Here is a 13,644-nt window from a genome sequence, read left to right as displayed (position 1 = left end):
AACTATTTTCGCTCTAAGTGTTTAATCGATAAAGATTTGACATTATCTTGCAATTGCTGGCGGGCTTGCTGTACATAGACATTCGGGATAAGTGAAGAATGCGGATGAAAAGCCTCTCGGTCACGTTGGTCATGACCATACAGGGCCTGAATTAAGTGAAAAGCTAATGCTGGTTTACCCTCTTGCTGCTCATGCATCAAAAAGTTCATGTCAAAATGACGTAACCAATTCGAATACATATTCTTTGGAAAGACTCCTTGCATATATGAATTCACCCATTTTCTCGATAAAGGGATTAACTTAATTTTCCTGCTCTGCCATTCTTTGACAGTTATCGGCAAGATATCTTTACTAAAAATGACCTTACCAAAAAGATCATTTACAGTTATCTTCTTCTTTGCAAAGACTTGTCTAAAAAATGAACCGTACGCTTCAATAATTTGTTCTAAAAAGGCAGTGTAATTTTGCAGTGTTTTTATGAAAAAATCAGATAAAGGGACAAAACGACCATCTTTTCTTGCTTTACTATTTTTTTTATCATTCACATATAAAAGCTTGAGCTCAACACAATAATCATCCAAATTCCCCAACAGGTTTTTTTTAGGCCGACTTGCCAAACTCAACAAACTGATATGCCACATCCAACACGCATATGCATTAAGTTGATTAATAATGTGCTTATCTTCTTGGATGTTTTCGTGACAATGTCTATGTAAAATATGGAATTGCTCTTTCACAAAATTGGGTTCAAGTGCCAGTTGGCTCCCTATCCTTCCTATAGATAATGCAGATTGCACTTTGAATTGTTGTTGCAATATTTTTAGTTCAGCCGTGTCTTCAGTAAAATGTGTGGAATGTGGTGTAAGTGCTTTTTCTAAAAAGGCTAGATATGTGCTACTGAGTTGAGTTTTCGGTAGCCCGCCATAATAGATACCAGGCATGTGATGCTGACTATCCCGCCCAGCAATTACATGAGCAAGATATTCATTATATGTTTCATAATATATATGAAAATATAATTGAGCCTGCAGTTTTTCTACAGTGATCGAACCTACAAACCGATTATCAAGCCAATTCTTAAGTTTCGTATTAATGTGTGTTGATGAAATTAGTGGATTCGATGCTTGTTCTATATAGTCAAACCAAGCAGAAGGTAAATGTAGTTGATGTGTCATCACTTCATTCCACCGCACATGATTTAAGCTCTTAATCTTCTGCTCTGTAATTTTAAGATTTAATTTGAGTAAATATTCGCGACGTCTACTTGAACCATTCTGGATCAAAATTCCATCTTGAATAAGCTCGTTAAAATCCATCAGTGCGACGGGTGATAATCCCGTCAAAAGTGACAATAAACATGCTGCAGCGATTGCAGCATCCCTCCAGTGCCCGGATAACTCGGTTCTCAACACATAAACAATTTGCTTCAGTATATCTGGCGCCAAATAATGTGGATTTGTAACAAAAGGAGCATGACGGCGCTGGCGATGCCGCATTAGATGCGTCGCATTATCGCTGAGTATATAATTTAAATTTTTAGACTTTTCATCTTCTGAATAAAACTCCATTTCAGGATCTAATAGATCAACTTCACCCTCTTCATCTTTGTGAAGAGCGGCATCATAAATACTGATCTTTGCGTTATGTCCAATATCTACTTGCTTACCCGTTTTAATTTCACGAAATTTTTTGAGTTCATTTTTCGTCGGCCATTGCAAAACTTTACTTTTTTTTGACTTACGCTGACGATGAACAACACGACGATCATCAAGTCTTTTAAAAATTATTAATAGAGCCGATAAATACTCTATGGCTTGTACTTGTTTGAAATCTTTAATATTAAAAAGTTGATTACGATCCTCCTTTTTCAAGTTACGTTCGTACATGACATAGCGATTTAGTAGCTCACTGCATTCTTGAAATAATTCAGCATGATTAGAATCCAGAACATATCGTGATACATAGCGAAAGAGATCACAAACATGTTTTTGCTTATTCTCAGCTTTATCAATTTCTGCAAATTCTTGATACTGCCGATATGTTAAAAAACTCGCTTGTAGAATCAAATAACGTTCAGACGACAGCTCTTGAGTATTACTAGTAGTCGGGCATGCAAAATAACTTAAAGAAGCTAGATAATAATATTTACCTAATTGTCTAGAACTAGATATATAGCCATATATCTGTTGTGCTTCCTTATTTAGAGCATGGGCTTTTTCACGTAAATCATCTGATAGATCGACAAATTGTGTATTCACAACATGATTGCGTAATAAACAATAATCTTTTTGGAATTTTTCTGCTAAATCTAAGAATTGCTCTTCTGTTTCAATCTTTGGCATATTCGCTTTCGCTTAATTTTTTATCAAATTGCATTGGTTAAATTCATTACGATCTGAACAATTTGGTAAAAGTTGATCTTTTATTGAACTCTTTGTCAGCTTAAAAAATCTAGCAAAAAATTTAGCATCCAGCTCTTTCTGAGCTTTTCTCTCAAAGCACAAGTGTTGCTGTGATTTTTCGATAAAATCATCAAGATTATGTATCAACTGTAAGATTGCAACATAATTAGAATGTACACGTAAGCATGGCTCCGTTTGCATTAATAGCAATATTTTTTGCCAAATTTTCACATAGATTATTTTGAACTTTGCTTGTACTACTACTTTCTGGCTCTGTTTAATCTTTTTGATTTTCAGTAGTTCTGAGTTAATTTTTACTATCTTAAATTGAACATTTTGTCGCTCAAAGCAAAAGGGCATGATAAATTGCCCCATAAATATCTCTATATTTTTTACTAAATAGTCAAATTTTAACATTTTTATCGATATAAAAAATGAGCATATCTTTGTATATTAAAATTCATTTAATTTATCAACTAAATTTTCTCAAAATTACAATTATCAACAAATACATATGGTTTACTTATCATGGGTGGTCTAAATTTTAAAAATTCTTCCACTTTTTTTTAGTTTTCTGTTATTACATGAAACAATACCGTTGTATTACATTTTGAAATGCTGTGTATGCAGCATTGATCAAAAAGATTCTCTGCTATACTTACTTCACGTGTAGCATCAATGGAGTTTCGAAATGCTCAGAACCACTGAACAGAAAAAAAAATATATTCAAGCGACACGTGCGCAAAACTATCAAGCCAGCCTAAAGCTTGAAGGCATTACAACGACAGCTCAAACAACTCAACAAAGTAAAGCTGAAATCTTGCAAAAATATAAGAAGTATTCGCAACCCGAAACTTAGTCAGGTGCATGTATGGATAAATATGGGGAAATGGGTGACAGCCTGTATTGTTACCCTGGCACAAATATCCTAAAGAACAAACTCAATATTCATGATGAACAAATTTTAGAACAAGCTGAACTAGAACTGTCTGGATTGGCAAGTAACTTAATTGAATATGCTGAACCACCTTACGACTTACAATACTTAAAATCAATTCATGCGCAGCTCTTTGGCGACTTATACGACTGGGCAGGAAAGTTAAGACAAATCGATATTTCCAAAGGTGACACCCGTTTTTGTAATTTTTCCCGTATTGAAATTGAAACCAATAAACTACTCAAACCGCTTCAAGAAAAAAAATACTTTCAAGGCTTAGCACCACAACAACTGATTCCTCAACTTGCCGACTTGTATTGTGAGCTTAATGTCATACACCCATTCCGTGAAGGTAATGGACGTACACAACGGATTTTCTTTGAGCATCTGATTGCTCATTGTGGTTATGGTATTGATTGGTCTCGCATTGACTCTCAACAACAATGGATTCAAGCCAATATTGAAGGTTTTTATGGTAATTTAAATCCATTAATTAAGATTTTTGAAATATGCTTTATTCAAAATACCTAAAATTTAAGTAGTCGAAGCCCACAATCCTTAATGAGCCATCATCTTTGCTTCAATCCACTGATTAATTTCCCAAATAAACCAACAATCACGATTCTTAGAAATCTTAATACTCTTCGGGTAATTTAGGATCGTAATATTCAGATTACTTATCCAGAATTGAATAGATCGTTAACTTAGATAGACTTTTAAGCAATGTAACTTGCCGCATGTTTATCAACATATGTCTCAAAAAAGTCTGCCCATACATAGATTTATGGCGTTTAGTGCTTAAATTTCAGATTAATCTTCGTCTGATGACCTGAATGGATGTTACAGATTACATGCAGGTGAATTACTCTGTGGCTGTATCATGGCTTTTGTGCAATCCAATCCATTTGATCCGAATGTTCTCTTTTGCAATAAAGCAGCCTCTTCTGCTTTTCCTGAACCAACGAACTATGTCATTGATTTGATTCAACCGACAACAGTGATGCTGAATCAAATCTCCAAAGAAGGGATTAAATGCAAGAAATGTGGTAAGAAAAAGATAGGGGATGGAAGTTATTATCCGTCTAATTGGAACCAGCCCATGAGTCGAGATCAGTTGAGTAAGAATCATTTTAAATGAATAAGAGAAGGATGGCTTACCTCACTTCTCCGAATAACAATGCTATGCTTTTCAACCAAGGTTATAAATTGGCAACTACATTTCATTCTTCTTCATGCTGGTCCTATAGCCTGTAGACAATTACTACATCATTTGCATTCAATGCTCAATACAGCCTGTCAGCAGAACCGCAGCGATACTTTTTTTCGTGCATACATGTAGTGTTTAAATCCATTCATTTTTCAATGATCCTCTGCCGTTTATCACATTTATGGTCGATCTTTAACCTTGTGAAAAATGCACATACCGATCCCTTCAAACTGTCAAATTTATGTATGCATGACATTTAAAGAAAATTATCTGATCAATTTTTTTAGGTAAAATTCATCAAGAAAAAGTTATTATTATTCATAACATCACCAATAACCACATAAAAACAATAATTTAATAAATTATTCTTCCAATTTTTTTATATTTAGTGTTATTCGCATAGGTAAATGACATGCCTATAAAGCATATTAATAAAATTCTTTTCATCTTAATCCCTCTCAAATAATTAGAATATCAACTGTATGATATTTAATAAAAGCCAACATGGCTTAGACTATTTCCAAATATATAAAGTAAAGCCAACAAAACTTTAAATGTATATAAAAAATGGTTAAATAATTGCAAGGGGGGCTTTAAAACGTTTTAATCGTAAAGCATTTCCTAGTACAAATATTGACGAGAGAGCCATTGCACCAGCAGCAAATACAGGAGAAAGTAGCAGTCCAAATTGCGGATAAAGTACACCTGCTGCAATAGGAATCAGAGCTGCATTGTAAACAAATGCCCAAAATAAATTTTCACGAATATTGGTTATAGTCGCTTTGCTTAAAGCGATAGCATTCGGCACTCCTTTCAGGTTGCCAGACATCAAAACCACATCAGCAGCTTCAATAGCTACGTCTGTACCTGTACCTATCGCTAAACCAATATCTGCTTCTGCAAGTGCAGGGGCATCATTAATGCCATCTCCAACATATGCGAGTTTACCATATTGATTTTTTAATTTTTTAACGGCCTCTATTTTACCTTCTGGTAAGACTTCTGCAATAACCTCATCAATACCTAGTTTTTTTGCAATCGCTTGAGCTGTATGACGGTTATCACCTGTAATCATGGCAACCTTTAAACCTAACTGGTGTAACGCTTCAATTGCAGCAAATGTTGATTCTTTAATTGGATCTGCTACAGCAATAATGGCAGCAAGTTTCTGGTCAATCGCAACATAGAGAGGGGTTTTTCCTTCTTCTCCCAAACGATCCGAAAATTGAGAAAAAACATTAGGATTCAAACCTAGTTTTTCCATATATCGATCTGCACCAATATGAACCAAATGTTCAGACACCGTTGCTTCTATTCCATAGCCCGTGACTGACTTGAAATCAGCAACAGGAGACAGGATTAATTCCTTATCTATAGCGGCTTGTACAATTGCTCGAGCAATAGGATGCTCAGACTTTGATTCAACGGCTGCCATAAGTGAAAGTACGGCATTGTATTCAAAACCTTCTAAGACATGCAGATCAGTTAAAATTGGTTTCCCTTCAGTCAGAGTCCCGGTTTTATCAACTGCAACCACTTTAGTTTCTTTGAGCAGCTGTAAAGCTTCCCCTTTACGAAATAAAACACCCATTTCAGCACCACGCCCAGTTCCCACCATGATTGATGTCGGCGTTGCCAGCCCCATTGCACAAGGACATGCAATAATGAGTACCGCAACAGCATTAACTAAACTAAAAGTTAGGGCTGGTTCAGGGCCGAAGATAAACCACGTAAGAAAAGTTAAAAGAGAGAGACCCATGACTACAGGTACAAACCACATGGTAATTTTATCAACCAATGCCTGAATAGGCAGCTTGGAACCCTGTGCCTGTTCAACCATTCGGATGATTTGAGAAAGCACTGATGAACTACCAACAGAGGTGGCTTTGATATTTAAGCTGCCACTTTGGTTAATTGTTCCTCCTACCACAGTAGAGCCTATCGTTTTTTCAACGGGCATAGGCTCGCCAGTAATCATGGATTCATCAATAAAACTTTGGCCGTGAATAACTTCACCATCGACAGGGATACGCTCACCTGGTCTAATCTCTACAATCGTTCCTGTTTGAACTTCGGCAATCGGAACTTCTATCACCTGATTATTGAGCTGTATTCTGGCAACTTTAGGCTGCATTCCAACTAGATGTTGAATTGCTAAAGACGTTCGGCCTTTTGCCTTGGCTTCAAAAAATCTACCTAATAGAATTAAAGTGATAATAACCGCTGCAGCTTCATAATAAACATTGACCGTGCCTTGTGGCAGGACACTTGGAAAGAAAGTAGCAACCACTGAATAAAGATAAGCAGCCAATGTTCCTACAGCCACCAAGGAATTCATGTCTGGTGCTAAGCGGAATAAACTTGGGATGCCTTTTTTGAAGAAGCGTCGGCCTGGAAAAATTAATGCTACTGTGGTCAAGAAAAATTGCATTAACCAGCTATTTTGTTGGCCAATGTTATCCATCATAAACGTATGAAAGGCGGGAATCAGGTGTGATCCCATTTCTAAAATAAAAACGGGTAGAGTCAATAAGACTGACAAAATTAAATCTTTTTTAAGTTTTTCTAATTCAATATTCTTTTTATCTTGAAAGCTTTCCGTAGTTTGATGAACTGACTTTGCTTCAAACCCTGCTTTGGTGACAGCCTGAATTAACGAGTCACGAGTGACAGATGAGCTTGCCTGAATAGTCGCTTTTTCAGTAGCCAGATTTACATGAGCTGATTCCACACCCTCAACAGATTTTAAGGCCTTTTCTACTCGACCTACACAAGAAGCACATGACATACCCTCTATCGTAAGCTCTATCGGTTGCAATACTTCCACTTCGTAGCCTGCTTTTTCTACGACTTTAATCAAAGTAGCGCGATCAAGTGGTTGATGTCCATAAATGACTGCTTTTTCGGTTGCCAGGTTTACATGAGCTGATTCAACCCCCTCAGCAGATTTTAAAGCTTTTTCCACACGCCCTACACAAGAAGCACATGTCATCCCTTCAATCTCTAATGTTTCACAGTAGCGTGGCGTATCAGTCATTTCGGTACTCATATACGATCTCTATCATTTAGATATGCTGAGTTCTATATGCGAAGATCAGCTCGAACCAAGATAATTGGGAATTCAGGCAGCACTTTTATTGCAAGCAAGTACAGATTTTATCTGTACGATGAGAAAAACAAGAGTAAGTAAAGTGATAAGGGATTACCACTTTACTCTAACAGAGATTAAGCAGGCTCAGCTGTAAATCCACGCTCACTGAGAGTGGCAATGACTTGATCCTGACTCACCGTTGTGTTGATTTCAACGATACGGTTTTGTAAATCAATATCGAGTGATGCATTCGAGTCGAGCTCTTTAATTGCAGTAGTAATGCCTCGTGCACAACCACCACAAGTCATATTAGCGATGTGAAATTTCATATGTTGCTCCTTTTTAACAAAATATTTGTTTAAACCATTAGAACAGTAACTCTAAACTTTCACCATACAACCAGCCTTTCTCTGAATCAGTTACTTGCTGTAACTTGGTCTGTTTACATCCATAGTTTTCATCAGAGTATTCTAAAGCATAGCGTTCTAATGACTACAGTAAAAGTACTTAACCAACATTAACGTGACTTAAAAATGACATTTTTGTCATCTACGATCACTTTGAAATTTATAAGATAGTTATTTCAATCAATAGTAGTGAACTGAATAGATGAGACTCTTATGGATTGAAGCTAAAAACCGGTGACTACCTTTAATGTATAAATGCCTTATGATGCGATTTTACTGTTCTGATTGTCGTAAGCTGGCAGTCCAGTAGAAACTTTATTGCTCAGCTACAAAAGATAAAAGTACTAATGTTAAATTTCCTCAATAACCTTATTTTGAAATTCTCTTATTCAATACCCACTACTGTTGTTATATAGCCGGTTGTTAATAGAATTGATAGGCCTAATAACATCTCAAATAAAATGGCATGACTAAGGTGTTTAGCGAATTTAGGATGTTGAAGACGCGGGGTGAAATACCATTTGTTGAAGGCAGCTAAAAGTAGAATACTTATAACAAAAAACATTTTAACCATGAAACCATAGCCATATGCAGTATTGATTAAGGTATTAAAATCTTTAATTAAAAGAAGAGCTACACTAGCGCCACAGGCGATTAATATCCCAACAATGAAAGCAGCAATACGTCCAAATACATGCATGCGATCTTTTAAAGGTAAACCACTTATTTCCCGGCTGGTTTTCCATAACGGATACAAAGCCCCCATCCATAACGACATAACTAGAATATGGATTGATAATAAAATTTGAGCAAGTAAGGTTAAATTAGCGACATGTCCGAGCTGGGAAAAACTAAAAATAATCGGGATAAGTAAAATACAAAATATTGAACTTTCAATTATAGAAAACTCACCTTTGTTCCTGTTAACTTTAACCACCATGAGAAGAAGTAAAAGAGCAAAACTAATAGAACGAAGAACGTATATATACCCCGTCGGAGTATTAACCAATATATTAATATACGTGGGGTCCACCATACCTGTAATACCAGTATTGGCAAAACTACCAATCAGAATAAAAAATCCCAAGGTACTGGAAATTAGGCCTAATCCAGCGCCAATTGTAATATATTTAAGAATCGATTCTTTTAGTTCAAGATATTGTCTAAGTAAAAAATAGCAAAAGGCTCCACCAACGACAAAAGCTACACTTAAATATAAAATAACCTTAGTTAACCAAGTGGCCCACATCCAATATTCAGAAATCATTATTTTTGTCCATTCTAGAACAACATGCCAGCACCTCACTGACATGTTGAAAGGTAATCAATTCTTATTTAGTTGATTTGATAGTGAAACTATATTCACCATTCATGTTGTGACCATCTTTCCCCATTGTTGTCCAGACAACGGTATATTTACCTTTTTTCAGTTTCGGAAGAGCGACATCAAAGGATTTCTTTAAGTCATGAGTAACTTTATATTTTAAAGGAACATCTCTTCGCTGAGCATCCAGTAACTTAATATTCATCAACATAACCTCTGCACCAAAGTTAAGGGTCAAGTTCTTTGGTTGACTAAGGATAGATGCATTTTCCGCAGGAATCGCACTCACTAAACTCACATGAGCGAACGTAGTTGTAGTAGCCACAATCATCGTTGCAGCTACTACAACATTACGTAGAGCAGTCATTTTATTTTGAAATAATTTCATTTACGTTTCCTCTTGATTCGTTAGTTCATTAGAGATGACTTTATAAAATCTATATTTAATGAGACCACATCATCTCCTCTTATATTTCAATTATTAGTGAGAGACAGAAACATAGCGATGACTTCAAAATTACATTTTTGTCATTTTTAAAATTTAAAATCTTTAACTATTAAAATAATCTTATTGAAAAATAATGATCATTTAACAAACAAATTATGTAGGTGGTTGATTTATGAAATGTAGTAATCATTTTGTCTAAGAAAATAGTAGCTATTTAATTTTTTATATTTTAGTGGCTTTGTTGCACAAACATTCAAAAGCTAAACTTCTTCCAAGTTATCTAAATTTAAGTGGCAACTTGGGTGTGAGGTCGACCTAAATCTGTAAATTTATTTAATACGGCCACACGTGCATGAATCTCATTGACTTGGCTTTGAAAGTTTCTCGCACGGAGTTTATCGCCTAATAATTTAATGCAATGCATCTTGGTTTCTATCAGACTTCTGCGATGATAGCCTGACCAATTTTTCCATATTGTTCTTCCTAAACGTTTAACTGTTCGAAGTAATTCATTTCGCTCTAGCGAGCTGGTCTTCGTATCTTTCCAAGGTTTCGCATTTTTTCTTGGCGGAATCACCGCATGTGCTTGTCGGTCTGCAATTACTTGACGGCATTGCTTGGTGTCATAAGCCCCATCAGTATAGACAGAGTCAATCTGCTCATCTTGTGGAATCTGATCGAGTAAATCACCAAGCACTTGTGAATCACTCACATTATTTGTAGTGAGTTGAATAGCGCGTATTTGAAGGGTTTCAGCATCTATACCAATATGAAGTTTAGGCCATTGGCGACGATATTCAGGTTGGTGTTTCTTACGCTTCCATTCACCTTCGCCTAGAAACTTTAAGCCAGTAGAATCGACGAGTAGCTGGAGGCCATTACTGCTTTTTTGATAGTTAATTGCAATATCAATATGCTCTTGTCTTCTGCAGATGGTGGAATAGTCTGGTGCTGTCCAATCTAATCTATAAAGATGAATGAGACTTTGCACAAAGCCAGTGACCATGCGTAAAGAAAGATGAAATAAGGATTTGATCATTAAACAGCATTGGATGGCTGTATCTGAATAAGTTTGATTTCGACCATGTTTACCTTTGGGTTGAGCGTACTATTGAGTCTTGGGATCAAACCAAATTGAGAGATTTCCTCGATTTATTAATGCACTGTTATAAGAAGACCAATTGGTTGTACGATAGATTTTAGGTGTGGGCTTATTCATTTTAGAATTATATTGTGGAATAAGCCTTTAGAGATAGGTTTGTGCAACAAAGCCTATTTTAGTTTAAATATAAACATGTTATGTTTAATTTGATCTAATATAAATTTGTGGGCTAAGCACATGACTCAAACACGTCCAAGAATGACCAAATTATTTGAACAGCTTGGTTTAGCTTCTACTGAAGAAGCAATTGCAAAATTCATAGAGAGCCATCAGCTAGCTGGAGATGTTTTTTTAACACAAGCAATTTTTTGGACTGATGCTCAACGTCATTTTTTAGAAGAAAAACTACACTCTGATGGTGAATGGACGACAGTGATTGATCAATTAAATGAGTCTTTACATGAAAATTCAGTAAAATAATTTTCCGTTAGTATTAAGGATCTACATTCTTCCCTGCATTGAATACAACTCATTCATACAGTAGTACTGTTTTGGAGATGGAATCTCTATTATATAAGTAGTAGATTCCTTACTCTGAAATTTGGATTATAAACCCTAATATTAAAAATAATCTTCTTTACCTTCTATCTAATAAATATACCAATAAGTTTAATAATTAAATTATCCACCCTTTTTTCTATAAAAAACTATTTTGATCAACTGTATTTTTTCTTTAAAGGAATAACAGTGTAAATTACATTAAGAATGTGTCTCTAACTAGCCTTGGAGTCATCTAATCATTTCATTTTTATTTTTTTAAGCACATAAAATCATAACAACTTTAATAGTTTTAAAAGATTAATATTAGACCTCTTGCAAAAATCATTTATTGACCAACTCCATGTTGTAAATTGCAGCAATCAAATTGAGGCGTAAACCCATGCGTTTACGCCGATTACGATAACGTTCAGCAAGAATTTTAAAGGTCTTTAATTTACCATTTACATGCTCAATTCGGATACGTCGTTTTCCAATTTCACGATTGATTTGCTTATGTAGCAGCGTTAATGGTTTCTTTTTGCTTGATTTTATGGGAATGAGGCAACTCACTCCTAGTCGATTCAAACCTTGATAGCCTTTATCTGCAAGCAACAACCCCTTGTATCTTTGTTTTTTGCGTTGCCTTCTAAATAATTGAACATCATGCACACTACCGTGTGCAATGGCTGTTGATATGATCTGACGTGTTTCGTAGTGAATCATCAGCTGGGCTTTGATGGTGTGACGCTTTTTCTTGCCACTATAATACTTTTTCTGTTTTTTTGGGACGTTCTATGGTTATCTCGGTAGCATCAACCACGACAACTTCCCAATCTAAACCTTCACCTTGTGGTAATTTTTTAGGTAAATGAAATTTATCGGATTTTATTAAGATATTCTCAATCTTTTGAATAATTCTAGAAGCATTAGATTCATGTATACCATAGCTCATCGAAACATGAAAAAGTGTTCGATATTCACGCCAATAACTTAAGGTCATCAATAGCTGATCTTCAAGCGAAAGTACAGAAGGTCTTCCTCGTCGACTAACACTTTGAGCAGCTCTCAATACTTCAAGCATTTCTGCAAAAGTTGAGGTTTGTATTCCGACAAGTCGTTTAAACTGGCTGTTTGACAGTGTTTTTACTTTTGAGTAGTTCATGGAACAATAATAATCGAAAATGGCGTATTGTTTGATACAAAAAACGACCAATAAATTGATCGTTTTTTGATTTATGCAAGAGATCTATTAAATAAAATTTTTGTCATCTCAGCATAGACTATATATTTCGAGAAGATCTCAAAATTACATTTTTGTCATTTTTAAAAATAATTAATTAATAGTGCTAAAATTTTTAAGAGAGACAGAGAATAACCAAAAATTTCATCAGTTTAGTAGTCAAATTCCTAGACTCTGTTCAGTACTAAAACATAGCTTTTACTTCCAAATTATTTAAAGGAAAAAATTATGATGAAATTCAAAAACATTTTTTTGGGCTTATGTATCGCAGCCGCGTCATTGAATACATTTGCACAGCAATCCGATGAACACAAAGATCACCACCCTGAAAAAACAACACCATCTGCAGTAACAATTAAGCAAACAGTTACCAGCACCACTGCTACAGATAAAATGGCTGCAATGGATCAACACATGAAGGCGATGCAAGCCATGCATGAGAAGATGATGGCTGCAAAAACCCCACAAGAACGTCAGAAACTTATGGCTGAGCACATGAAACTCATGCAACGAGGTATGAGTATGATGAAACAGATGGGCAGCCAAAGCATGAATGCAAATATGGCTGACCGTCAGCAGATGATGGAAAAACGTATGGACATGATGCAATCCATGATGCAGATGATGATGGACTGTATGCCTCCGTCAGCAACTAAATAGTTACCCATGAATTAGGGGAAAGCACCATGAATCACCAACACCAAGAAAATAATTCAGTACCTAACTTTTGGTCTACACGTTATGCCATTGGTCTAATCGTGCTGGGTGGTATCGCAGCTTATTTTCTATTAACGGAACATTTAGCCCACGTTATCGGTGCTTTGCCTTATTTATTCCTTTTAGCGTGTCCACTGATGCATATTTTTATGCATGGTGGTCATGGGCATAACCACTCGCAGCAAAAAAAATCCGATATATCTGATAACAAAAAATAGCTCTTATCAGG

At 35.6% G+C, this 13,644-nt stretch carries 13 protein-coding genes and 1 pseudogene; 6 read left to right on the top strand and 8 right to left on the bottom strand.

Annotated features, from left to right (window positions below):
* Window positions 1-2: 2 nt before the first annotated feature.
* Together QLH32_RS19550 and QLH32_RS19545 are read right to left on the bottom strand one after the other, a co-directional pair.
* On the bottom strand, window positions 3-2,342 hold the full coding sequence (locus QLH32_RS19550; RefSeq protein ID WP_283269553.1) for a hypothetical protein: 2,340 nt from the start codon (window positions 2,340-2,342) through the stop codon (window positions 3-5).
* A gap of 12 nt (window positions 2,343-2,354) precedes the next feature.
* Window positions 2,355-2,819 carry a hypothetical protein gene (locus QLH32_RS19545; protein WP_000911011.1) on the bottom strand — a complete coding sequence of 155 codons (465 nt, stop codon included), beginning with the start codon at window positions 2,817-2,819 and terminating at the stop codon, window positions 2,355-2,357.
* A gap of 274 nt (window positions 2,820-3,093) precedes the next feature.
* Between QLH32_RS19545 and QLH32_RS19540 the strand changes: the two genes are divergently transcribed.
* The 3 genes from QLH32_RS19540 (at window position 3,094) to QLH32_RS19530 (ending at window position 4,477) form a co-directional block, all read left to right on the top strand.
* Window positions 3,094-3,261 (top strand): YhfG family protein, encoded by a 168-nt coding sequence (locus QLH32_RS19540; RefSeq protein WP_002125865.1) that lies wholly within the window; start codon window positions 3,094-3,096, stop codon window positions 3,259-3,261.
* Window positions 3,262-3,273: 12 nt separating this feature from the next.
* On the top strand, window positions 3,274-3,870 hold the full coding sequence (locus QLH32_RS19535) for a putative adenosine monophosphate-protein transferase Fic (RefSeq protein WP_004658347.1): 597 nt from the start codon (window positions 3,274-3,276) through the stop codon (window positions 3,868-3,870).
* 349 nt (window positions 3,871-4,219) lie between these two features.
* A complete protein-coding gene (locus QLH32_RS19530; protein WP_004726728.1) occupies window positions 4,220-4,477 on the top strand; it encodes a hypothetical protein in 258 nt (85 codons plus the stop codon).
* 640 nt (window positions 4,478-5,117) lie between these two features.
* Here QLH32_RS19530 and QLH32_RS19525 read toward each other — a convergent pair.
* From QLH32_RS19525 to QLH32_RS19505, 5 genes and pseudogenes are all read right to left on the bottom strand, one after another.
* On the bottom strand, window positions 5,118-7,595 hold the full coding sequence (locus QLH32_RS19525; RefSeq protein WP_279960752.1) for a heavy metal translocating P-type ATPase: 2,478 nt from the start codon (window positions 7,593-7,595) through the stop codon (window positions 5,118-5,120).
* Window positions 7,596-7,771: 176 nt separating this feature from the next.
* On the bottom strand, window positions 7,772-7,966 hold the full coding sequence (locus tag QLH32_RS19520) for a heavy-metal-associated domain-containing protein (protein ID WP_125268863.1): 195 nt from the start codon (window positions 7,964-7,966) through the stop codon (window positions 7,772-7,774).
* A 463-nt stretch (window positions 7,967-8,429) separates the two neighbouring features.
* Window positions 8,430-9,311 carry a copper resistance D family protein gene (locus QLH32_RS19515; RefSeq protein ID WP_151788922.1) on the bottom strand — a complete coding sequence of 294 codons (882 nt, stop codon included), beginning with the start codon at window positions 9,309-9,311 and terminating at the stop codon, window positions 8,430-8,432.
* Window positions 9,312-9,375: 64 nt separating this feature from the next.
* On the bottom strand, window positions 9,376-9,756 hold the full coding sequence (locus QLH32_RS19510) for a copper resistance CopC family protein (RefSeq protein WP_004681441.1): 381 nt from the start codon (window positions 9,754-9,756) through the stop codon (window positions 9,376-9,378).
* 346 nt (window positions 9,757-10,102) lie between these two features.
* Window positions 10,103-11,035, bottom strand: a pseudogene (locus tag QLH32_RS19505) (IS5-like element ISAha1 family transposase).
* 120 nt (window positions 11,036-11,155) lie between these two features.
* Between QLH32_RS19505 and QLH32_RS19500 the strand changes: the two are divergent.
* Window positions 11,156-11,398 (top strand): DUF2789 family protein, encoded by a 243-nt coding sequence (locus QLH32_RS19500; protein WP_004281876.1) that lies wholly within the window; start codon window positions 11,156-11,158, stop codon window positions 11,396-11,398.
* A gap of 402 nt (window positions 11,399-11,800) precedes the next feature.
* On the opposite strand, the gene QLH32_RS19495 is transcribed toward QLH32_RS19500, so the two are convergent.
* Window positions 11,801-12,620 (bottom strand): IS5 family transposase gene (locus tag QLH32_RS19495; RefSeq protein ID WP_283269548.1). Its coding sequence is split into 2 segments (ribosomal slippage): window positions 11,801-12,242 and window positions 12,241-12,620, totalling 822 coding nucleotides; the frame shifts between segments, so codons are not numbered across the junction.
* 306 nt (window positions 12,621-12,926) lie between these two features.
* On the opposite strand from QLH32_RS19495, the gene QLH32_RS19490 reads away from it, so the two are divergent.
* Together QLH32_RS19490 and QLH32_RS19485 are read left to right on the top strand one after the other, a co-directional pair.
* Window positions 12,927-13,358: a hypothetical protein gene (locus QLH32_RS19490; protein ID WP_279960753.1), complete on the top strand. Its 432-nt coding sequence runs from the start codon at window positions 12,927-12,929 to the stop codon at window positions 13,356-13,358.
* A 26-nt stretch (window positions 13,359-13,384) separates the two neighbouring features.
* Complete coding sequence (locus tag QLH32_RS19485; RefSeq protein WP_004695740.1) at window positions 13,385-13,633, top strand: DUF2933 domain-containing protein; 249 nt, start codon at window positions 13,385-13,387, stop codon at window positions 13,631-13,633.
* Window positions 13,634-13,644 lie beyond the last annotated feature (11 nt).

It is taken from the genome of Acinetobacter corruptisaponis (assembly GCF_030053775.1).
Classification (GTDB): Bacteria; Pseudomonadota; Gammaproteobacteria; order Pseudomonadales; family Moraxellaceae; genus Acinetobacter; species Acinetobacter corruptisaponis.
The sequence above is the reverse complement of the archived record's forward strand: the minus strand, read 5'-3'. Positions and strand labels throughout refer to the sequence as shown.